The organism is Congregibacter sp. (genome assembly GCF_045107095.1).
Classification (GTDB): Bacteria; Pseudomonadota; Gammaproteobacteria; order Pseudomonadales; family Halieaceae; genus Congregibacter.
On sequence record NZ_JBGCFU010000073.1, the window covers coordinates 1 to 19357 of the forward strand.

Annotated in this window: 22 protein-coding genes and 1 pseudogene; 11 read left to right on the forward strand and 12 right to left on the reverse strand. The window is 54.8% G+C overall.

Annotated features, from left to right (window positions below):
• The 6 genes and pseudogenes from AB8B76_RS10900 to AB8B76_RS10925 all read left to right on the forward strand — a co-directional run.
• Positions 1 to 312 (forward strand): annotated as a pseudogene (locus AB8B76_RS10900) (hypothetical protein); the annotation flags it as partial.
• 39 nt (positions 313 to 351) lie between these two features.
• Positions 352 to 1857, forward strand: coding sequence for a lipopolysaccharide biosynthesis protein (locus AB8B76_RS10905; protein WP_405272427.1), 1506 nt, complete (start codon positions 352 to 354; stop codon positions 1855 to 1857).
• A 30-nt stretch (positions 1858 to 1887) separates the two neighbouring features.
• Positions 1888 to 2805: a glycosyltransferase family 2 protein gene (locus AB8B76_RS10910; protein WP_405272429.1), complete on the forward strand. Its 918-nt coding sequence runs from the start codon at positions 1888 to 1890 to the stop codon at positions 2803 to 2805.
• A gap of 151 nt (positions 2806 to 2956) precedes the next feature.
• Positions 2957 to 3649, forward strand: a complete 693-nt coding sequence (locus AB8B76_RS10915; RefSeq protein ID WP_405272430.1) for a methyltransferase domain-containing protein — start codon at positions 2957 to 2959, stop codon at positions 3647 to 3649.
• A 62-nt stretch (positions 3650 to 3711) separates the two neighbouring features.
• Entirely contained in the window at positions 3712 to 3963 is a 252-nt protein-coding gene (gene xseB / locus AB8B76_RS10920; RefSeq protein WP_405272432.1) for an exodeoxyribonuclease VII small subunit, read from the forward strand.
• The gene (locus tag AB8B76_RS10925) at positions 3963 to 4805 is read left to right on the forward strand and encodes a polyprenyl synthetase family protein (protein WP_405272434.1); all 843 of its coding nucleotides are present in this window, start codon (positions 3963 to 3965) and stop codon (positions 4803 to 4805) included. The genes xseB and AB8B76_RS10925 overlap by 1 nt, the downstream gene beginning before the upstream one ends.
• A 31-nt stretch (positions 4806 to 4836) precedes the next feature.
• On the opposite strand, the gene ribA is transcribed toward AB8B76_RS10925, so the two are convergent.
• The 11 genes from ribA to glyA form a co-directional block, all read right to left on the reverse strand.
• Positions 4837 to 5430 (reverse strand): GTP cyclohydrolase II, encoded by a 594-nt coding sequence (gene ribA, locus AB8B76_RS10930; protein WP_405272436.1) that lies wholly within the window; start codon positions 5428 to 5430, stop codon positions 4837 to 4839.
• A gap of 86 nt (positions 5431 to 5516) precedes the next feature.
• On the reverse strand, positions 5517 to 6143 hold the full coding sequence (locus AB8B76_RS10935) for a TIGR02281 family clan AA aspartic protease (RefSeq protein ID WP_405272437.1): 627 nt from the start codon (positions 6141 to 6143) through the stop codon (positions 5517 to 5519).
• Complete coding sequence (locus AB8B76_RS10940) at positions 6140 to 6622, reverse strand: phosphatidylglycerophosphatase A (RefSeq protein ID WP_405272439.1); 483 nt, start codon at positions 6620 to 6622, stop codon at positions 6140 to 6142. The genes AB8B76_RS10935 and AB8B76_RS10940 overlap by 4 nt, the downstream gene beginning before the upstream one ends.
• A gap of 42 nt (positions 6623 to 6664) precedes the next feature.
• Complete coding sequence (gene thiL, locus AB8B76_RS10945) at positions 6665 to 7612, reverse strand: thiamine-phosphate kinase (RefSeq protein ID WP_405272441.1); 948 nt, start codon at positions 7610 to 7612, stop codon at positions 6665 to 6667.
• A complete protein-coding gene (gene nusB, locus AB8B76_RS10950) occupies positions 7584 to 8036 on the reverse strand; it encodes a transcription antitermination factor NusB (protein WP_405272442.1) in 453 nt (150 codons plus the stop codon). Before nusB ends, thiL begins: the two co-directional genes overlap by 29 nt.
• Before the next feature lies 1 nt (position 8037).
• Complete coding sequence (ribE, locus tag AB8B76_RS10955) at positions 8038 to 8511, reverse strand: 6,7-dimethyl-8-ribityllumazine synthase (protein ID WP_405272444.1); 474 nt, start codon at positions 8509 to 8511, stop codon at positions 8038 to 8040.
• A gap of 113 nt (positions 8512 to 8624) precedes the next feature.
• Positions 8625 to 9755, reverse strand: coding sequence for a 3,4-dihydroxy-2-butanone-4-phosphate synthase (gene ribB / locus AB8B76_RS10960; protein ID WP_405272446.1), 1131 nt, complete (start codon positions 9753 to 9755; stop codon positions 8625 to 8627).
• Entirely contained in the window at positions 9752 to 10417 is a 666-nt protein-coding gene (locus AB8B76_RS10965) for a riboflavin synthase (RefSeq protein WP_405272448.1), read from the reverse strand. Before AB8B76_RS10965 ends, ribB begins: the two co-directional genes overlap by 4 nt.
• 39 nt (positions 10418 to 10456) lie before the next feature.
• On the reverse strand, positions 10457 to 11557 hold the full coding sequence (ribD, locus tag AB8B76_RS10970) for a bifunctional diaminohydroxyphosphoribosylaminopyrimidine deaminase/5-amino-6-(5-phosphoribosylamino)uracil reductase RibD (protein ID WP_405272449.1): 1101 nt from the start codon (positions 11555 to 11557) through the stop codon (positions 10457 to 10459).
• A 15-nt stretch (positions 11558 to 11572) separates the two neighbouring features.
• A complete protein-coding gene (gene nrdR / locus AB8B76_RS10975; RefSeq protein WP_405272451.1) occupies positions 11573 to 12076 on the reverse strand; it encodes a transcriptional regulator NrdR in 504 nt (167 codons plus the stop codon).
• A gap of 53 nt (positions 12077 to 12129) precedes the next feature.
• Complete coding sequence (gene glyA / locus AB8B76_RS10980; RefSeq protein ID WP_405272452.1) at positions 12130 to 13425, reverse strand: serine hydroxymethyltransferase; 1296 nt, start codon at positions 13423 to 13425, stop codon at positions 12130 to 12132.
• Between the two features lie 126 nt (positions 13426 to 13551).
• Between glyA and ettA the strand changes: the two genes are divergently transcribed.
• The 3 genes from ettA to AB8B76_RS10995 all read left to right on the forward strand — a co-directional run bounded on the left by ettA (position 13552) and on the right by AB8B76_RS10995 (position 16527).
• On the forward strand, positions 13552 to 15216 hold the full coding sequence (gene ettA / locus AB8B76_RS10985) for an energy-dependent translational throttle protein EttA (protein ID WP_405272453.1): 1665 nt from the start codon (positions 13552 to 13554) through the stop codon (positions 15214 to 15216).
• Positions 15217 to 15289: 73 nt separating this feature from the next.
• A complete protein-coding gene (locus AB8B76_RS10990; protein ID WP_405272455.1) occupies positions 15290 to 15661 on the forward strand; it encodes a PilZ domain-containing protein in 372 nt (123 codons plus the stop codon).
• Complete coding sequence (locus AB8B76_RS10995) at positions 15658 to 16527, forward strand: peptidyl-prolyl cis-trans isomerase (protein WP_405272457.1); 870 nt, start codon at positions 15658 to 15660, stop codon at positions 16525 to 16527. The genes AB8B76_RS10990 and AB8B76_RS10995 overlap by 4 nt, the downstream gene beginning before the upstream one ends.
• Before the next feature lie 4 nt (positions 16528 to 16531).
• Here the strand turns inward: AB8B76_RS10995 and radA are convergent, their stop codons facing one another.
• Positions 16532 to 17905, reverse strand: a complete 1374-nt coding sequence (gene radA / locus AB8B76_RS11000; RefSeq protein ID WP_405272458.1) for a DNA repair protein RadA — start codon at positions 17903 to 17905, stop codon at positions 16532 to 16534.
• 93 nt (positions 17906 to 17998) lie between these two features.
• Here radA and AB8B76_RS11005 point away from each other — a divergent pair, with 93 nt between their 5' ends.
• Both AB8B76_RS11005 and AB8B76_RS11010 read left to right on the forward strand, forming a co-directional pair.
• The gene (locus tag AB8B76_RS11005; protein WP_405272459.1) at positions 17999 to 18775 is read left to right on the forward strand and encodes a DnaT-like ssDNA-binding domain-containing protein; all 777 of its coding nucleotides are present in this window, start codon (positions 17999 to 18001) and stop codon (positions 18773 to 18775) included.
• Positions 18687 to 19355: a replication protein P gene (locus AB8B76_RS11010; RefSeq protein WP_405272460.1), complete on the forward strand. Its 669-nt coding sequence runs from the start codon at positions 18687 to 18689 to the stop codon at positions 19353 to 19355. Before AB8B76_RS11005 ends, AB8B76_RS11010 begins: the two co-directional genes overlap by 89 nt.
• Positions 19356 to 19357 lie beyond the last annotated feature (2 nt).

A 19357-nucleotide genomic window follows, 5' to 3' on the forward strand; every position in this document is an offset into this window, starting at 1 on the left:
GACGCTGCCGCGGAATGGCACCAAATGAACCCAGAGGAGCTGCTGCTTAGCTTCAACGATGGCAGACGAGAGATACTTGACCGCGGCCGGGGGCATGCGGAATCCGAGATGGAAAAACCAGAATACAATCGCTTCAAGCCGGGCCATCCAGCAGGCTTCATTGAGGCATTTGCTAATCTTTACGCTGACTTTAGCGAACTATTGGTGGGGCAGCCGGAGTCCAAAGATCATGTTCACAGCGCCCACGCAGCTGCCAGAGGCCTGCGGTTTCTAGAAGAGGTTCACCGCAGCCCAATTCGCAAGTCGCGTTAAACCGACCTTAAAGACAACTATTTTCGAAAGACAACGAGCATGTGGAAGTTAAGTATCGATGCAGCCTCTGCACTGATAGCCCAGCTCTCCGGAGCCTTGGGCCTACTTATTGCCACCCCGATTTTCCTGAGTTTTTTGGGTAAGGAGGCCTATGGACTCATAGGGATCCTCGCCACGGTTCAATCGCTGATAGTACTTCTAGACCTGGGCGTAGCAACTTCATTGATGCGCGCCACCTCTAGTTTCAAAGAAACGGGAGATACCGCGCGCTTTCACGCTATCTTCAGACTGGTTTTATTGTTTGCAGCAGCCGGCTTCTGTGCAATCCTGATCGCGGGCTTTGCCGGCGCAAACACTGTCGCAACAGTCTGGTTGAGCGTCGATAACCTCCCATCTGCTACCGTCCAAACCTGCCTTGTTGCCATTTTCATTCAATTGGGTTTCAGGTGGATCACAGGATTCCTCAGGGCTAATGCCCTCGGAATGGAATGGGTTGTAACAGCGAGTGCTGTACAAGTCCTCGGGAATGTATTGCGCTATGGACTTGGCGCGGGCCTCCTAGTCTGGCCGGGACTATCGCTAAGTACCTTCTTCTGGTTTCAAGCCTCGTGTAGTGCTGTAGAGTTACTGTGCATCCTTTTCGTCGTCAGAAAAAACCTTCCCCATCCCATCTTCGCTAGAGTCGATGTCAGAAACCTGAAGTCCGAGCTGCACCTCACGGGCACCCTTTCCGCCGCGCTTGTTCTGTGGTCCATCGCAAGCCAAGCCGACAGAGTCATTCTCTCGAACATCTTACCGCTGGGTGAATTCGGCGAGTTTATGCTCGGAATTACTATCGCTTCAGGAGTGTTGATACTAGCGGGCCCTTTCGGCGGTGTATTGATACCAAGGCTCACGTCATTATCGGAAGCAAATGACTCTAAAGGGCTCCACACAACCTTCTTGGCTACACTTACCGCAGCGTCGGTGTTTGCCGGAGCGGTCGCAGTGACCCTCGGTTTTTTTATGGAGGATGTGTTTCGTATCTGGCTAGATGCGAGCCCAAATCAATACGCTGATGTCATCAGAACAGCATCTTGGTACTCTCTGGGAAACTTGGCACTCGTACTCGGCTCCATTCCGTACTATCTACAGGTCGCAAAAGGGAATCTCCATTACCACCTTATTGGAGCCGCTTTTTCCACAGCGGGACTGCTAATCAGCCTGCCTGTTCTTATCCATTTCCGGGGTATCGAGGGAGCGGGGATCGCTTGGATGCTCGTTAACACCTCGGCGCTTTGCTGGTCATTGTGGGTTGCGAAGCGTCTGCTACCCTCGCTGCATCATCTGGATTGGCTGCGCGCAGTCATCCTACCCATCAGCGGCATACTATTCGCCACTTTCACTTTCAAACATGCCGTAACGCTTCCTCAGGACAGAATCGGAGCTCTCATCACCCTGCTTGCTACTGGCTTGGCGATAACAATCGCAGGCATCATCTCCTCTCCCTTGTTGATTCGTTTTTTAAGAAGAAGTCTTTTTGAGGGTCATAAACCTTGGCTATGAAGTACTCACAATCAAAGGTGAGGGCACTAAATGACTGATTCCCGACCTATGCCGCCGACAGAATCCGACGTGATGGCTCAATGGCCTATGGAAGCGTTGACGCCACTGGTATCTATTTGTTGCACCACATTCAATCACCGCGATTTCATTCACGATGCTGTCCACGGGTTCCTCATGCAGCAAACGTCTTTTCCCTTTGAAATCATTGTGCACGACGATGCCTCCACCGATGGTACGACAGAAATACTAGAGGAACTTAGATCACTCTATCCGCGACTCATTCGGCTTGTTGTTCAAGATGAAAACCAATGGTCGAAGGGCTGCAGGCTGCTGGCAAATCATGTCTTTACCTTGGCCCGAGGTAAGTACATCGCTTTGTGTGACGGCGATGACTTTTGGGTCGACCCGCATAAGCTACAGTTACAAGCGGACTTCCTAGAAAATCATCAAGACTTTGTTCTTTGTTTTACTGATTCACAGGGAGTCATCGAAAAAACACAAGAAGTTACTCAGATTACTGCCCGGCGGCGAGATCTGAGCAGCCTGGAGTTGCAGTCAACGACGTCACTTTTCACTTCGAGTGCCTGTTTTCGCAACGAAATTAAGGTTTGGCCTGATCAACTTACACGCGCGCCGTACGGCGATTTAGTTATGTGGTCACTACTCGGCGACTTTGGAAAAGGAAAATTCATCTCTGAGGCGCAGCCAATACAACAAAGAGTTCACCCCGCCGGCGTCCACTCTATGCAGAGTAAGAACGATCAGGTGGCAAATGCCGTAATCACCAATGCATTGTTAGCAGCCTATCGCCTGGAAGAGAGAGACGCTGCATTGGCCTTGCTACACGTGCAAAACATCATATTGCTCTCCATCAAGTTATATGGATTTCGCTTGGGTACCTCTATGCTCCATAGAACGCTTAGGAAGCTCAAGCTAGTCAAAGCCTAAGCGGCTCTAGACCCTATCTATTGACCAGTAAAGGAGATAGCTGCCGTTGTTTGGAATCAGACAAATACGTCACCCACGCCGAGCCTTGTGGGCGCTTATGTGTCGCCCGCCCCTACTCTCTTCGTCCAGCTGTGTTGCCTGCAGCAAAAGCTTGGGACGTTTTTTGAGCCACCGCGGCGGGGATAAAAACAGTCCCGCGTTGATGAAGGCGCTGAATGTCATAGGCAGTGATGTGAATAACTTCGAGTGTCCGTGGTGCGGCTGCAATGATAGAGATAGGCACTTGCTGCTCTACATTGAGGCACTTGGCCTTGCATCGCGATTCAGCGACGCGAATGTCTTGCACGTAGCTCCGGAAAAAACGCTCCGCAGCTTTGTTCTGGATCAGCAGCCAAATATGTACCTCGCCATCGACTTAGCAAGAAAGCCTTTCGTTTCAGCACAAATGAACGTTGAAAATCTTGCTCTAGCCCCGCAATCCGTCAATATCGTGATTGCAAACCACGTGCTGGAGCACATTGATAATCTCAAGTCGGCATTGAGTGAGTTTTTTCGCGTTCTAAAACCAGGTGGGCTGGCGATTCTGCAAACGCCTTACAGCTCAATACTTCGATCAACATTCTGCGACCCGGGAATTACCGCCGATGCAGCAAGGCTGGAGGCTTACGGACAGGAAGACCACGTGCGCTTGTTTGGCGCTGATGTATTTGATCTTGTGGAACACGCGGGCTTCACGTCGAAAGTGGTGGAACACAAACAGGTCCTTGCGCACATTGATCCGAAACGTTCAGGCATAAACCCTCGAGAACCGTTATTCTTGTTTGAGAAACCAAATTCCTCATAATTAGAAAAACCTTCCTAAGTAGAGACGCCCATCGTTCGACCCACTAACAGCCGAGAACTTGAATGAAAACGCCAAAGAAATTAGCGAAAGAAACTTCGGATTCCTTCGCGGAAATAAGTAACAGGATCGACGAACTGACCCGCGATCTAGAGTCAGCGGACATTCCTTTGGAGCGAGCGAGTAGTGTCTACGCGGAGGCCGTGGATCTCATAAAACTGGCACAAGAGCGTCTTAGCGCCGCAGAAGAGCAAGTCGCTATCATCGAGAAGTCCTCCTTACCAAAGCACGCCGAATTGGATGAGGTCTCCGACTAATGACTGGAGAGCGTGTTGTGGCCGAGAGAACTACAGCGACAACCGCGTTAGAGCGAGCGCTCTTAGCTTCAAGTATGAATTCTGGCAAACGCCTCCGCCCCAAACTCCTTGCAGCGGCGGCACGTGCGACCGGCGGCCAGTCTACGGACAGTAAAGCTACAGCTTCAGCCGAAGCTATTGAGCTCATCCACACTTACTCGCTGATCCACGATGATCTTCCGGCAATGGATGACGACGACCTTCGCCGCGGTCGCCCCACATTACACGTGGCGTTCGACGAGGCAACGGCAATCCTTGTGGGTGACGGCTTGCAGGCCAAGGCGTTTGAATTGATAGCCAACGACGATCAGTTAAGCGCTGAGCAGCGAGTTGCACTCGTCCAATGCCTGGCAAAAGCGTCGGGGTTTGATGGCATGGTGGGTGGCCAAGGGCTTGATATAGAAGCAACGGAGAAAGAGCTTTCCCTGGATGAGCTCAAAAAAATCCATGCCCTAAAGACAGGAGCCCTTATTACAGCGGCACTGGTCATGGGCGGGATAGTGGGAGAGGCCAGCGCCTCTCAAATCGCTAAGCTCAGACTCGTGGGCGACAAAATTGGACTAGCGTTTCAAATCATTGACGATGTAATTGATGTTCGAAGCGACAGCGCAACGCTTGGCAAAACCGCAGGTAAAGATGCCGCTGCCGGGAAGACGACTTATGTCGCACTGATGGGACTGGAAGCTGCTGAGTCAGCTGCACTAGAGCTCTATCGCGAGTCTCTGAGCTTGATCGCCGAGTGGGACGAAAATACCGATCCGCTTCGCGAACTTCTGGCAAAAATGGTGAAACGCGACCGCTAAGTTTTTCGGACGCTGAGGATCAGACAGCGCTTCAGCGCTCCTCCAACATATGGCCGAGCTTGGATCCTTTGGTCTGCAGGTATTTCTCGTTGTGCGGGTTGCTATCGCATTGCAGCGCGACACGCTCCATCACATCAATGCCCAACTCAGTAAGTGCTGCAACTTTACGTGGATTGTTAGTCATGAGCCGCACTCGACTCATTTGCAAGTGCTCAAACATGGGCCGAACAATGGTGTAATCACGCATATCCGCCCCGAACCCCAGCTGCTCATTCGCTTCAACGGTATCAGCCCCTTCGTCCTGAAGCTGATAAGCCTTGATCTTATTCAGTAAACCTATACCGCGACCTTCCTGTCGGAGGTAGAGCAAGGCACCGCGACCCTCGTGAGCAATGGCTCGAAGCGCGGCTTGAAGCTGATTGCCGCAATCGCAACGCAGGCTGAAAAGGGCGTCACCGGTAAGACACTCAGAATGCACTCGGGTGAGTACCGGTTCGCCGGTCGAGACATCACCCAGCGTAAGCACTAGATGCTCCTTATTTGCCTCAACATCCTCAAAACCGTGCATTGTGAACACGGCCCAGTCTGTGGGTAAACGCGAGGCCTCAACAAATCTTACTGACACTAATCTATCCAGCAACTACAAGGGCGCGCTAGTCTAACAGAGCTCAGGAGCCTCACGAACCGTTAAAACAGTGGTCGGGGCGAGGATCACCAGCGTGCTTTCAAGGTGAGAATGCCGCTCTGCTCCTGCATATCCACGTGCTGCAGAAAACTCATTCCCAGGAGAGCGACGGAAGGCTGCTCCCCTTCGATCACCGTTGCGGCCACACCGTCTACACGAATTCCGCCTACGATAACCGTATCAAGAAGTACTCGCCTGGCAGGCACTACCGACCCCGCCGTCTGCACTCTCGCCGCAACCCCGTCATCTTCCGCGATACCCACGGCTCGGGCATCTCTACTATTCAGAGCGATGATATTCGCCCCCGTATCCACGAGCATTGCGAGCCGAATGTTATTAATCTCTGCGCTTGTCACATATTGCATTTGCTCGTTGCGAGGAATCGCGACGCTGCGCTCTTGGGGCTCATTAAATTGACCGCTAATCCGCTGAGAAACACGTAAGCGCTGTTGCTGTCCGTCTATCTCTACTAGAGCCGACTGCGCGTCGGCCGACAACAACAGCACGCCGCCCTCGCTCTGCCCTTCCCTCAATGTAACCCGCTGACCATCGATCTTCATCACCGCGAGTCCGGGAAGCAGCGCCTCCACAAGAATTTCTCCTTTAAGCAGTGGCGCGAACGCAAAAGCCCAAATCAGTAAAAAAAGTCTCATAGGCCAGCAACCAGCCACAAAGCAAGGTGGAGCGTCAGGCAAGCAAGAATGCCCGCCACAACATCATCGATCATAATGCCGAAACCGCCCCCAGCTCGCCGATCAAGCCAGCCGATGGGCCACGGTTTGGCGATGTCGAATACTCGAAACACCAGGAAACCCGCGAGAATCCACAGCGGTTCGACCGGGACGGCCCACAGAGCGATCCATAGCCCCACAAATTCATCCCAAACAATGCCTGGATGGTCATGCACGTTCAGCGCCGTGCTGGCGCGATCACAAATCCAGATACCCAACAATGCAGCGACGACAACTATTGTGCTGTAGATCCACAAAGGTTGCGGGGCCATAAGCCAGTACAAGGGCAGTGCCGCCACGGTACCTACAGTGCCCGGCGCTTTTGGAGCGAGTCCAGAACCAAAGCCAAAAGCCAGTAGCTGTATGGGATCGGAAAGTTTTGGGCGGGGCGGGGCGCTCACGGTCGGCACCATAGTGTTGAAAACTCCCAAAAAGCGGTCACGCTAAAAATGGCGGTATCCATGGATCTCGCCTGCTGCATCACAGCGTACACCTGAGCCGCTCTCAACGCAGCCTATTCGTGTGCTCCCCTCAGGAACCGGGACGGATTCAGGCAAAGTGAAACACAGGCGATAATCCTCCCCTCCCCCCAGCGCCCAGGACAGAGCCTGCTCAGTCGAAACTATGGTCTTCAAGGCCTGAGAAAGCGGAATGAGGGCGGAGTCGACGCACACACAGACCTTGCTTGCCTCTGCTATGTGCCCAAGATCCGCTAGAAGCCCATCAGATACATCGATCGCAGAGGTGGCCTGACGCCGAAGACTCACGCCCAGATCAAGAGCCGGTGATGGCCGCCAAAATCGCGCGCGCAAGGTGTCTTCAGCCTGTGCATCTCCAGCTAGCCGACCCTCGATAAGTGCCAGGCCTGCAGCAGAATCTCCAAGGGAACCGCTGACATACACCAGGTCACCGGGCCTTGCGCCATCTCGACGGATGGCTTGCCCACAAGGAACAGCACCCATCACCTGAACACTGAGCGAGAGCGCTCCTCGTGTCAGATCACCTCCCACCAAAGGGAGATCAAAATCGGAAACGGCATCAGTCAAACCCGAACGGATATCGCTTAAACAGACATCATCTGCGTGGGGGATACTTATCGCCAGGGTCATGGCAAGAGGTCGAGCACCCATTGCTGCGAGGTCGCTTACTGCAGCGGCCACGGAACGATAAGCAACATCTTCGGGAGGAGAATTCTTAGGGAAGTGAACGCCTTCAAGCATGCTGTCAACTGAGACAACGAGCTCTTCCCCGCTGTTCAGCTGAAGTACGGCTCCGTCGTCGCCATTCCCAAGAACGACGTCCGAGCTTTTATCAAGCTTGCTGAAGTATTGCGCGATCAGGCCAAATTCGCCGCGCGGCTGCTTAGCGTCCGGCACTAACCTCAGGACCACGTAACTGCCGCGCCAGCTTATCCAGCACGCCGTTGATGTACTTGTAACTCTCTGCCGCGCCAAATTTTTTGGCCAGAGCTACGGACTCATTGATAACTACCCGATAGGGAACATCGATACGATCTCGAAGCTCGAATCCCCCCATGCGCAAAAGAGAACGCTCAATGGGGTCAAGCTCGCGTAGCTCGCGATCCAGTAATGGTTCAAGCAGAACATCAAGCTCATCTACCAACGGCGGAACACCGTGAATCAGCGCTTGAAAGTACTCGAGGTCCACCACAGAAAAGTCATAGTCTGTGCGGAACTCTGCCTCTATGTCCGTGGTAGTAGCACCCGCCATATGCCACTGATAGAGCGCCTGTAGCGCGTAGTGACGTGCTTTACGACGACGGGCGATCAGTTCTTGTTGAGCCTGCTTAGACACCTCAGCCGAGCTGCCCCAGAAGGCTTACCATCTCCAATGCGGACAACGCAGCTTCAACACCTTTGTTCCCGGCTTTGGTGCCCGAACGCTCGATCGCCTGCTCGATACTATCCACCGTCAACACCCCAAAGGAGATGGGAATATCATGACTCAGACTCACTTGGGCGATGCCTTTGGTGCATTCTCCCGCAACGTGCTCAAAGTGCGGGGTGCCACCACGAATCACGGCCCCCAGAGCGACAATCGCATCGTAATCACCGGTCTTGGCTAAGCGCTGGCAGGCCAGGGGTATTTCAAAGGCGCCGGGAACACGAATAACGGTGATCTGCGCGTCTGCAACGCCGTGACGTTTCAGCGTGTCTACAGCGCCCTCAAGCAAATGCTCCACCACAAAACTATTCCAACGACCCACCAGTAAAGCGTAGCGCCCGGTGGTGTGAGTCATCGTTCCTTCGATAGTGTTTAAATTACTCATGATCAACTCTTCTCAGTTCTTCTCAGTTCTTCTCAGTTCTTCTCTGTTCTTCTCTGTTCATCACAACGACAGGGCAGCTGTCATCGCGAACACCTACCCTTTCTTAACGGTTGTTAACCCTCGTCAGCCGTTGGCGGCTCAAGGTAGTCAATGACCTCAAGGCCAAAACCTGAAATGGCATTGTACTTGATCGGCGCACCCATCAGGCGAATCTTACCTACCCCGAGTTCGCGGAGTATTTGGGAACCAACACCAACGGTGTTGTAGCTATCACCCGCCTTCGGATCACGAGGCTCAAGCTTACCCAGCGCAAGGTCAATACTGTGCAGCAGCTGTTCATCAGTCTCGCTTCGGCTCAAGAGCACCAGCACACCGGAACCAGCTTGTGCTATCGCCTCCAAGCTCCGCTGCACACTCCAACCGACCTGTCCCTGTACATCGCTACCCAGCAAATCTCGCAGCGTTGAGCTCGCGTGAACGCGCACCAGCGTAGATTCAGATGCGTTGATGGCTCCAAGGCTAAGCGCAATATGCAGACCACCGTGGGTTCGATCGCGATAGGTCGTCATTTGGAATACACCGTGAAGCGTGTCTATCTGACCTTCGCGTACTCGCTCGATAGTCTGTTCGTTGGCGATCCGATAGTGAATCAAATCCGCCACGGTCCCAACCTTCAAATTATGGTTGCTCGCAAACTCAACGAGGGCAGGACCATCTGCAAGCTCTCCCTTGTCATCGAGCACATCGGCGATTACCGCCGCAGGCGTAAGACCGGCAATACGCATGTAATCAACGGCAGTTTCTGTGTGGCCTGCGCGAGTTAGCACGCCGCCGGGCTCTGCCGCCAGGGGGAAGATATGCCCCGGTTGCACGATATCACCCGGTACCGCCTGGGGCGCCACCGCCACTTGCACCGTATGCGCTCTGTCCGCGGCAGATATCCCGGTATCAATGCCTTTCGCTGCCTCGATGGACAGCGTGAAATGCGAAGTTTCACTGGTGTTCCCAGCCACCATGGGCGGTAAATCCAGTTGCGCACAGCGCTCTTGGGTTAAAGCAAGACACACAAGTCCTCGCGCTTTTCGCGCCATAAAAGTCACGTGCTCGGCACTGCAATGCTCCGCAGCCACCATAACGACTCCCTCGTTACTTCGCTCATCACGTTCATCGAGGATCACCACCATACGACCGTGACGGAGATCGTCGAGTAACTCTCCAACGCTATTGATATTCAGCTCAGTCATGCGCCTGCATCCAAGTAACCATTGTCAGCCAGGGTTTGATAATCAATCCCGCCATTGGGGTTCGCCGCTTCTTTACCCTGTAGCAATCGCTCCAGGTAACGGGCAATCACATCGACCTCCAGGTTCACTCGACTGCCGGGGCTGTAGTGTTCAAAAACTGTTTCAGTCATGGTCTGGGGGATGATGTTGAGATCGAAATTGGCACCATCGACCGCATTTACCGTCAAACTCGTTCCGTCGATACAGATGCTGCCTTTGTGCGCAATGTACTTCGCCAGTTCGTCCGGGGCACGAACCACAACCCGCCACGATCGCGCATCTTCCTCCATGCTGACAATCTCGCCCAAGCCGTCCACGTGGCCACTCACGATGTGGCCGCCAAGACGACTTTCAGGAGTCAAAGATTTTTCAAGGTTCACCGAAGAACCCTGAGACAAGCCCCCCAGGGTCGTCAGATTCAAAGTCTCTCGTGAGACATCGGCCCAGAAACCATCTCCGGGCAACTCGGTGACCGTCAGACAGACGCCGTTGGTTGCGATGCTATCGCCGATACCAACATCATCGAGAGCCAGCTTTCCAGTGTGAATCCGCATACGTAGGTCACCGCCGCTAGGCTGCTGTGCCGCGACCGTTCCCACTGCCTGAATAATTCCCGTAAACATTCGATTTCCTAACTGCAGTAATGACTCTTAACTCTCGGATTACTGTGGAGAGAAGACAAAACGATGATCGTCTCCTATTTGCCTACGATCGATCAGTCGTAACCTCAGGGCCTCAGCCATTCGGTCGAGGGGCAAATCCAGTAAGGGACGCGCGTGACTACCAAGAAGCACGGGTGCCATATAGACGATCAATTGATCGACCAGGCCACTTTGGAGCATCGCACCCGCTAAAGTGGGGCCGGATTCTAACAGAATCTCGTTACATTCCCTTGCGGAAAGTGCACTGATGATGTCTGCGGGCGCCAAGCCGAGCTCTGCGCCAGGCAACGCCAGATGATCAATACCCTGTGGCGCATCACTAGCGCGGGCTTCCCTCGAATGAAGTAACAGACTGGGCTGATCACCTTGCAGTACCGCGGCGTTTGCGGGCGTACGTAGATGGCTATCAGCGACCACTCGCAATGCGCGCCGCATAGGCGGTGGCAAAAGCTCGTCACCAAAGGATTCATCTCGAACCGTCAATGCGCAATCGTCCGCCAGAACCGTACCTACCCCAGTGACAATAGCGCAGCTTTCTGCACGCAGCTTCTGCACATCCAATCTCGCCTGGGGCCCCGTAATCCACTGGCTTTCGCCCGACGCCATAGCTGTGCGCCCATCCAAAGACATGGCTAGCTTCATGCGCAGCCTCGGCCTGCCCCTGCGCTGCCTCGCCAGAAAACCCGCTAACTGCGACTCAACCTGAGCGGCCAAGAGACCCTCTTGAACCTCAATGCCCTCGCTCAGCAACTGCCGAATGCCGCCGCCATCTACCTTCGGGTTCGGGTCACGCAGTCCAAGCACCACACGCGTGACGCCAGCAGCTATGAGAGCCAGTGAGCATGGAGGAGTTCGGCCCGTATGAGCGCAGGGCTCGAGGGTCACGTAGGCGGTACTTCCGCGTGCGGCATCACCAGCGGCCTTTAATGCCATGACTTCGGCATGATCACCGCCCGCAGGCTGAGTAAAGCCATCCCCGACTACGCTTGAGTCTCGCACGAGGACACAGCCGACGTGAGGATTAGGCCGCGCCCAGTATTTCCCACGCTCGGCCAAACGCAGAGCGCGGGCCATAAACTGATGATCGATTGCAGAAAACATTGTGCAAGCGACGACTCAGGCGTCGTCGTCAGCGAGGGGGCTTACAGATGGGATAGTTCGGGATTCGGGCTCCGCCTGCAGGCGCTCGATAGCTGCCTGAAACTCCGCAATGTCCTCAAAGCTTCGGTAAACCGATGCAAAGCGCACATACGCCACTTTATCGAGTTCCTTGAGACTATCCATCACCAACTCACCAAACACCCGTGAGTTCACCTCGCGCTCTCCCGTGGCGCGAAGTTTCTGCTTGATATGACTGATTTCGGCCTCAATCAACTCCACGGAGACGGGTCGCTTCTCCAGCGCGCGCAGGAAACCGGCACGCAGTTTGTCTTCATTAAAGGGCTCTCGACTCCCGTTTTGCTTGATCACACGGGGCATGACCAGTTCAGCCGCCTCGTAGGTGGTGAAACGCTCCTTACAGGACAAGCACTCGCGGCGTCGGCGGACCTGGGCGCCGTCGGTCACCAAGCGAGAATCGATGACCTTGGTATCGTCAGCCGAGCAAAAGGGACAATGCATTCGCGGATCCGCCTATGACTGAGTGATTCATGCCCTGCTCAACAGGCCAAGACTTAAGCGGCAACCGCCGAGCCAGCCGCCGGGCGCTCTCCGTAGACCGGAAAACGCGCACAGATCGCAAGAACCTTTGTCTTTACGGCAGTGATAGTCGCTTCAGCGTCTCCTGTTTCGAGAGCCTCGAGCACGTCACACATCCAGTTGGTGAGCTCACGGGTTTCCGCTTCACCAAAGCCTCTGGTGGTGATTGCCGGTGTACCCACCCGCAGTCCGGAGGTAATAAAAGGTGAGCGGGGGTCGTTTGGAACCGCGTTTTTGTTCACCGTAATGTTTGCGGCGCCCAGGGCTGCGTCGGCATCTTTACCGGTGTAAGGCTTGCCGATAAGGTCAACGAGCATAAGGTGATTGTCTGTACCGCCAGACACAATATTGATGCCGCGTTCCATGAACGTAGCGGCCATAGCGCGGGCATTGGTAACAACCTGTTCTTGATAAGCCACAAACTCGGGCTGCTGCGCCTCGAGGAAGCTCACAGCTTTTGCCGCGATTACGTGCATCAACGGGCCGCCCTGGCCTCCGGGGAAAACCGCCGACTGGAACTTTTTCTCCAGCTCTTCGTTTGCTTTCGCCAAAATAATGCCGCCGCGGGGACCACGCAGCGTTTTATGGGTCGTTGAAGTAACCACATCGGCAAAGGGCACCGGATTTGGGTAAACCCCCGCTGCCACCAGACCAGCGACATGTGCCATGTCGACCAGCAGATAAGCGCCCACCTCGTCGGCAATAGCGCGATAACGCGACCAATCCACGACGCGGCTGTAAGCAGAGAAACCGCCGATTATCATCGCTGGCTTATGCTCTCGAGCCAGCGCATCGAGCTGATCGTAATCTATCTCGCCCGTGTCGTTGTCCAAACCGTATTGGATAGCGTTGTAGTGCTTACCTGAGAAATTGGGCTTGGCACCATGGGTGAGGTGTCCACCGTCAGCCAAGCTCATACCCAGGATCGTATCGCCTGGCTTGACCAGCGCCTGAAACACCGCAGAATTAGCCTGAGAACCAGAGTGAGGCTGCACATTCGCGTAATCCGCGCCAAACAGAACCTTCGCACGCTCTACCGCGAGCTCCTCTGCTTTGTCTACGTATTCGCAACCACCGTAGTAGCGCTTACCGGGATACCCCTCAGCATACTTGTTAGTGAGCACGGATCCCTGTGCCTGAAGCACCCGTGGGCTGGCGTAGTTTTCTGAGGCTATGAGCTCGATATGCTCTTCTTGGCGACATTCTTCGTCGCAAATAGCGGAAAACAGGGCATCGTCGAAGCCCTCAATAGACATGGCATCGTCAAACATGGCGATCTCTCCTGATGCGCGCAAAAGCGGTAAAGGCGAGATTTTAACCGAAAGCCGGCATCTGGCCTATCTCGACTGTGCATTTGCTAGAATCCGCGCCTCAAACCAGAGGAATCAGATCTTCACATGGCACAGTACGTCTACAGCATGAACCGAGTGGGCAAGGTCGTCCCACCAAAAAAAACCATCCTTGAGAACATCTCACTGTCTTTCTTTCCCGGAGCCAAAATCGGCGTTTTGGGTTTGAATGGCTCGGGCAAGTCGACGCTCCTGAAAATCATGGCCGGCCTGGACACGGATATCCTTGGTGAAGCGCGCCCCCAGCCTGATCTGAATATAGGCTATCTCCCTCAGGAGCCACAGCTCGATCCCGAGAAGGACGTGCGGGGCAACGTAGAGGAGGGTCTGAGCGTTGCGCTGGATGCCCTCGCTGGACTCGAGAAGGTTTACGCAGACTACGCCGAACCCGATGCGGATTTTGACGCCCTGGCAAAAGAGCAGGCGCGCTTAGAGGATGTTATTCAGGCCACGGATGCACACAACATCGATCACCGTCTTGAGGTTGCCGCGGACGCTCTGCGCCTCCCCCCTTGGGATGCGGATGTCACAACTCTATCGGGCGGTGAACGTCGACGCGTCGCGCTGTGCCGCTTGCTGCTTTCGGGCCCGGACATGTTGCTTTTGGACGAACCCACGAACCATCTCGATGCCGAAAGCGTCGGCTGGTTAGAACGTTTTCTGGAGGACTTTCCCGGAACTGTGGTCGCCATTACTCACGATCGCTACTTTTTGGACAATGCCGCAGGATGGATTCTCGAGTTAGATAGAGGTCGCGGTATCCCCTATGAAGGGAATTACTCCGACTGGCTGGACGCGAAGGAGCAGCGACTCGCACAGGAGCAGCGACAGGAAGCCTCCCATCAAAAAGCGATCAAAGCTGAATTGGAGTGGGTGCGCAGTAATCCGAAGGGACGACAGGCTAAGAGTAAAGCGCGTCTGGCACGCTTTGAGGAATTGCAATCGCAGGAGTTTCAAAGCCGCAACGAAACGAATGAAATCTACATACCACCGGGACCGCGCCTGGGGGATAAGGTCATCGAGGTGCAGAATCTTCGCAAGACCTACGATGACCGCCTCCTCTTTGAAGACCTGACTCTCTCCGTCCCCAAGGGCAGCATCGTTGGGATTATCGGTGCCAATGGTATGGGTAAGTCCACGTTGTTCCGACTCATCAACGGTGAAGAACAGCCGGACTCCGGGACTATCGAGCTGGGCGAAACCGTTAAGCTCGCTTACGTAGATCAGTCCCGAGATGACCTCGCGGGAGAAAAGACCGTGTGGGAAGAGATCTCCGATGGCCTGGATATCATGAATATCGGTGGCTACGAGGTTAACTCCCGCTCCTATGTGGGCCGCTTCAACTTTAAGGGCGCCGACCAGCAAAAGTTCGTCAAAGACTTGTCGGGTGGTGAGCGTAACCGGCTCCATCTCGCCAAGCTTTTAAAGCAGGGGGCCAACGTGCTACTCCTGGACGAGCCTACCAACGATCTCGATGTTGAGACCCTCCGAGCGCTAGAGGAAGCAATACTTGCTTTCCCGGGCTCAGTGATGGTGATTTCGCACGACCGCTGGTTCCTGGACCGGGTGGCAACACACATCCTCGCCTACGAGGACGACGGCGGTGTCATATTCCATGAAGGCAATTACAGCGATTATGAAGAGGACCGGCGACAGCGCATAGGCGCCGCCGCAGATCAGCCTCAGCGCCTTCGCTACCGGAAACTAAAATAAGGTCGACCAGGCTTTTGCTCTCGCGGGTGGCTGTGCTTCAATGCGCTCTGTATTCAGTAACAGGGAGTAGAGAATGAGTGACTTCCCCGGAGAGCGCCGCCAGTTTTCCCGCGCAAAAATTGATCTCCCGGTAGAGATACATCAGGGCGGCAGCGTCTGGCATCAGCGACTGATCGATATTTCCGTAGCAGGCATTTCCACCGACCAGCCCGATATTTGGGATGCGCAATACAACGAACCCTTCACACTTATCATCGACGCAGGGCGCTACGGAACATTGGAACTCCATGCTTACCTGCAGCATGTCGAGGCGCAAAGGCTTGGCTTTGCAGTACAGCATGTCGATCACAACAATGTTGAGCCGTTGCGCTCTTTACTGTCTGAGCATGTTTCGGATCCCGTGGCCTTGGAAGCAGATATCGAGAAGCTGGATCGACAAGAATGACCGACCGTAGTCCCTCGCCTCCCCGCAAAGGCATTTTGAAGGACCCCCTCTTCCACTTTGCCCTTATAGGCCTCGCACTTTTTGTAAGCTTTGTCCTTCTTAATGACCCATCCACAGATACCAACGAGATTACCGTTAGCGTGGCTCAGCAGGAGCAGCTGGTCGCCGCCTACACCCGCGTCTGGCGACGCCCTCCTAACGCTGAAGAGCTCAAAGGTTTGTTGGATGACTGGATCCGGGAAGAGATCGCTAATCGTGAGGCGCTTACCCTCGGGCTCGCAGCAAACGATCAGGTGGTTCGCCGACGACTTCGGCAAAAGTATGAGTCTTTCATGGACCAGTTCGCCGCCTCAATAGAACCGACGGACGACGAACTCCAGAATTGGTATATCTCCAACGGTGACGACTACCGTCGGGATGCCAGATACAGTCTACGCCAGCGGTTTTTTAGCAGCGATCGTCGTGATGACGCCCAAGCCGATGCCGCTTCAGCATTGGCTAAAATCGACGTGGATGATCCAGAACTGGATGGGTCGCTGGGCGATGCCTTAGCTATGCCACAGCGTTTTGATGACAATCGGGAAACCGAACTGAGCAACCGCTTCGGGCAAGCTTTTACCGACAGTTTAGGAAACCTACCGCAAGGACGTTGGTCTGGGCCTGTTCCTTCTGCCTACGGATTCCATCTGGTGTTTTTGGAGTCAGCAGAACCGCAAACTGTGCCCGAGCTCGACGAAGTCAGGGCCGCGGTGCTTCGCGACTGGCGCGCACAGCACATGGAGAAAGCCCGGAATTCCCTTTACGCCAGCTTACTAGAGCGCTACAGCATTGACATTCAAACACCCACTGCGGTGTCAGAAAGCTAATATTTTACAAGTCCAGAGCCAAGGCTTCCGCCAGAGTCGCTACGGCGTGCACCTGCATACCGGGTGGAGATGTCTTGGGTGCGTTACCCCGAGGCACAATTGCTCGAGCAAAACCGTGTTTAGCCGCCTCCGACAGCCGCTCCTGCCCCGACGGCACGGGCCGAATCTCCCCTGCCAGACCGACTTCTCCAAACACCACCAAGTCTCGGGGTAAGGGCCGATCTCTGAAACTCGACACGATGGCCAGTAGCAACGCTAAATCAACGCTCGTCTCAAGAACACGGACGCCCCCCACAACATTGGCAAATACATCCTGATCACCCACCTGAAGGCCACCATGGCGATGCAGAATAGCCAAGAGCATAGCCAGACGATTCTGCTCCAAGCCAACGGCCAGACGACGGGGATTCCCCAAGGGACTATCGTCCACCAGCGCCTGTATCTCCACCAGCAAGGGCCTGGTGCCCTCCCAGACCACCATTACAACGCTGCCGGAGGATTGCTTCTCTCCGCGCTCCAAAAAAATCGCTGAGGGATTTCGTACCTCGCGTAGCCCCTGTTCGGTCATAGCAAAAATACCCAGCTCATTCACCGCACCGAAACGATTTTTCTGGCCTCGTAAAGTTCGAAATCGCTGATCATCAGAGCTCTCGAGCAGCACCGAGCAATCAATCATGTGCTCAAGCACTTTGGGACCGGCAAGGCTCCCATCCTTGGTCACATGTCCTACCAACAACAAAACGATGCCCCGCTGTTTTGCGGCACGGGTCAGCGTGGCGGCACAGTCGCGCACCTGAGACACGCTCCCCGGAGCGGAGCTCAGCTCTTCGCTATACACAACTTGAATAGAGTCGACGACCAGTAGCTTGGGCTGATGAGTGTCCAAAGCCGTCAAAATGGACTCGATATTGGTCTCCGCCATGAGTTTTAGTTGATCTAGCGGGAGTGAAAGGCGCTGCGCACGCATCGCGATCTGCTGAGGGCTTTCCTCTCCCGTGACATACAGCGCGGGCATTTGACTGGCCAGGCCGCAGCAAGCCTGCAAAAGTAACGTGCTTTTCCCCGCGCCTGGATTACCTCCCAACAGAATCGCTGAACCTGGCACCAGGCCGCCACCCAGGACGCGGTCGAACTCCGCCATACCCGTGGGGATGCGCTGCACTTCAGATACATCAATCTCACTGAGCACGCGCGCTGGCGCGAGTTCTCCAGCAAACCCCTGACTTCGGCCCGCAGAAGCCCGTCCTGTACTTTTAGCACTACCTAAACGGATCTCGCTTAGCGTGTTCCACGCTCCGCAATCGCTGCACTGGCCCTGCCACTTGTGATAGTCCGAACCGCAGTCGCTGCACACAAAGGCGGTTTTTGCCTTAGCCATCTAGATTTCCATGTGAAAACTCAGCCGCGATGCTACAACTAATGACGCAAGCTGGGTATGCTGTGCGGCCGCTATATTTAAGCAGAAGTGTGCATGGCCCCTCGCCCCCTTATCCCCGACTCCCAACTGGTGTTCTCCGCCGAGCTTGCGGCGGCTGTGGGATTGGCTGAAGCGGTGTTGCTGCAACAAATCAAAGGCTTATACCTGCATCAACCCTCAACCCGTCGCGACGGACTGGCCTGGCTCCACGTAAGTAGAGCCTACTTACTTCAGCTGCTGCCGTTCTGGAATCCCGAGGAGCTCCAGAGTATCTGTGATTCTCTGGAATCTTTGGGCCTACTGAGCATAGATCGTAAGACCGCCGCTCAGGACTCACTGTTGCTTGCAATCAACGAAGCGCCCGTCAAAGAGCCTGCTGTGACGACTCGAGCACCCAAAGTGTCGCAGCCAGCTGCCGAAACCGCACCAGCGCCAATGCCGGCAAAGAAAACCACCACCACGAACGTCCACAGCAAAGCAGTAGCTCCCGGGGCCACAATTCCGCGACCATCAAAGCGCACGGGGGAGCCCTTGCCACCGGACTTTCAGCCGAGCGAAGACATGCTCGAACTGCTGGAGCGTTTTCATGGGGTGCCCAGAGGATTTGCTCTGCAACAGATAGAAGACTTCACACTGTATTGGCGCGAACGCGGTAGCGCGGGACACGCCTGGCAAAATCGCTTTAAACAGCATGTACAATTCCAATGGGCTCGACAGCAACAGGAATCAACGGGGATAGACAATGCAGGACAGCGGGGAACTGGCGCAGCGCGTCGAACGCGAGATAGCAGCCTCGAAAGCGACCTCACCGATACCTCCTGGGCAGAGTGACTCACGGCAAAAACCGGACCCAGCTCTGGTCGAGGCGATCAATCAGGTCTTTGCGCTTTTTCGACTGAACTACCACAACCAGTATTACGCCGCTTTTAGCGAGGCGGAACAGCTTCGTCAGATCAAGAAACTATGGCTGGACTCTCTAAAGGACGTGCCCCCAGCTCAGATTCTTCAGGGCGCGAAGCTCGCCATTGAAAATAGTGAGTACCTCCCAACACTCAATCGTATGCACAAATGCTGCGAAGAGAGCCTACCCGCGCTAGGGCTCCCCGATCCACGCACAGCCTACCTGGAGGCCTGTAATGCCGGTTCTCCTCCGGAAGCAAAGCGCTGGTCTCATCCCGCGATTTACTGGGCGGGGCGCGACTGTGGCTGGCAGCTGCTGGCTACTAGCACCGAGACACACAGCTGGCCGCTGTTCAAGCGCTGCTATCAATCTCGCTGTGCCACACTGCTTGGGGGCGATGAAGTTCCCACCGTGCCCGAACCCGCCAAAAACCAGTTACGGTCGAAAGCTTTGCAAGGGGATGCAGCCCTGGAGCAGATCCAACGCTTGAAAGCCGACAATGATTTATAGAG

What these genes read in the sequence shown, in the direction of transcription:
- AB8B76_RS10905 (WP_405272427.1), top strand. Translation starts at nt 352, where the DNA reads ATGTGGAAGTTAAGTATCGATGCAGCCTCTGCACTGATAGCCCAGCTC.
- AB8B76_RS10910 (WP_405272429.1), top strand. Translation starts at nt 1,888, where the DNA reads ATGACTGATTCCCGACCTATGCCGCCGACAGAATCCGACGTGATGGCT.
- xseB (WP_405272432.1), top strand. Translation starts at nt 3,712, where the DNA reads ATGAAAACGCCAAAGAAATTAGCGAAAGAAACTTCGGATTCCTTCGCG.
- AB8B76_RS10925 (WP_405272434.1), top strand. Translation starts at nt 3,963, where the DNA reads ATGACTGGAGAGCGTGTTGTGGCCGAGAGAACTACAGCGACAACCGCG.
- AB8B76_RS10935 (WP_405272437.1), bottom strand. Translation starts at nt 6,143, where the DNA reads ATGAGACTTTTTTTACTGATTTGGGCTTTTGCGTTCGCGCCACTGCTT.
- ribE (WP_405272444.1), bottom strand. Translation starts at nt 8,511, where the DNA reads ATGAGTAATTTAAACACTATCGAAGGAACGATGACTCACACCACCGGG.
- ribB (WP_405272446.1), bottom strand. Translation starts at nt 9,755, where the DNA reads ATGACTGAGCTGAATATCAATAGCGTTGGAGAGTTACTCGACGATCTC.
- AB8B76_RS10965 (WP_405272448.1), bottom strand. Translation starts at nt 10,417, where the DNA reads ATGTTTACGGGAATTATTCAGGCAGTGGGAACGGTCGCGGCACAGCAG.
- ribD (WP_405272449.1), bottom strand. Translation starts at nt 11,557, where the DNA reads ATGTTTTCTGCAATCGATCATCAGTTTATGGCCCGCGCTCTGCGTTTG.
- nrdR (WP_405272451.1), bottom strand. Translation starts at nt 12,076, where the DNA reads ATGCATTGTCCCTTTTGCTCGGCTGACGATACCAAGGTCATCGATTCT.
- glyA (WP_405272452.1), bottom strand. Translation starts at nt 13,425, where the DNA reads ATGTTTGACGATGCCATGTCTATTGAGGGCTTCGACGATGCCCTGTTT.
- ettA (WP_405272453.1), top strand. Translation starts at nt 13,552, where the DNA reads ATGGCACAGTACGTCTACAGCATGAACCGAGTGGGCAAGGTCGTCCCA.
- AB8B76_RS10990 (WP_405272455.1), top strand. Translation starts at nt 15,290, where the DNA reads ATGAGTGACTTCCCCGGAGAGCGCCGCCAGTTTTCCCGCGCAAAAATT.
- AB8B76_RS10995 (WP_405272457.1), top strand. Translation starts at nt 15,658, where the DNA reads ATGACCGACCGTAGTCCCTCGCCTCCCCGCAAAGGCATTTTGAAGGAC.
- radA (WP_405272458.1), bottom strand. Translation starts at nt 17,905, where the DNA reads ATGGCTAAGGCAAAAACCGCCTTTGTGTGCAGCGACTGCGGTTCGGAC.
- AB8B76_RS11005 (WP_405272459.1), top strand. Translation starts at nt 17,999, where the DNA reads ATGGCCCCTCGCCCCCTTATCCCCGACTCCCAACTGGTGTTCTCCGCC.
- AB8B76_RS11010 (WP_405272460.1), top strand. Translation starts at nt 18,687, where the DNA reads ATGCAGGACAGCGGGGAACTGGCGCAGCGCGTCGAACGCGAGATAGCA.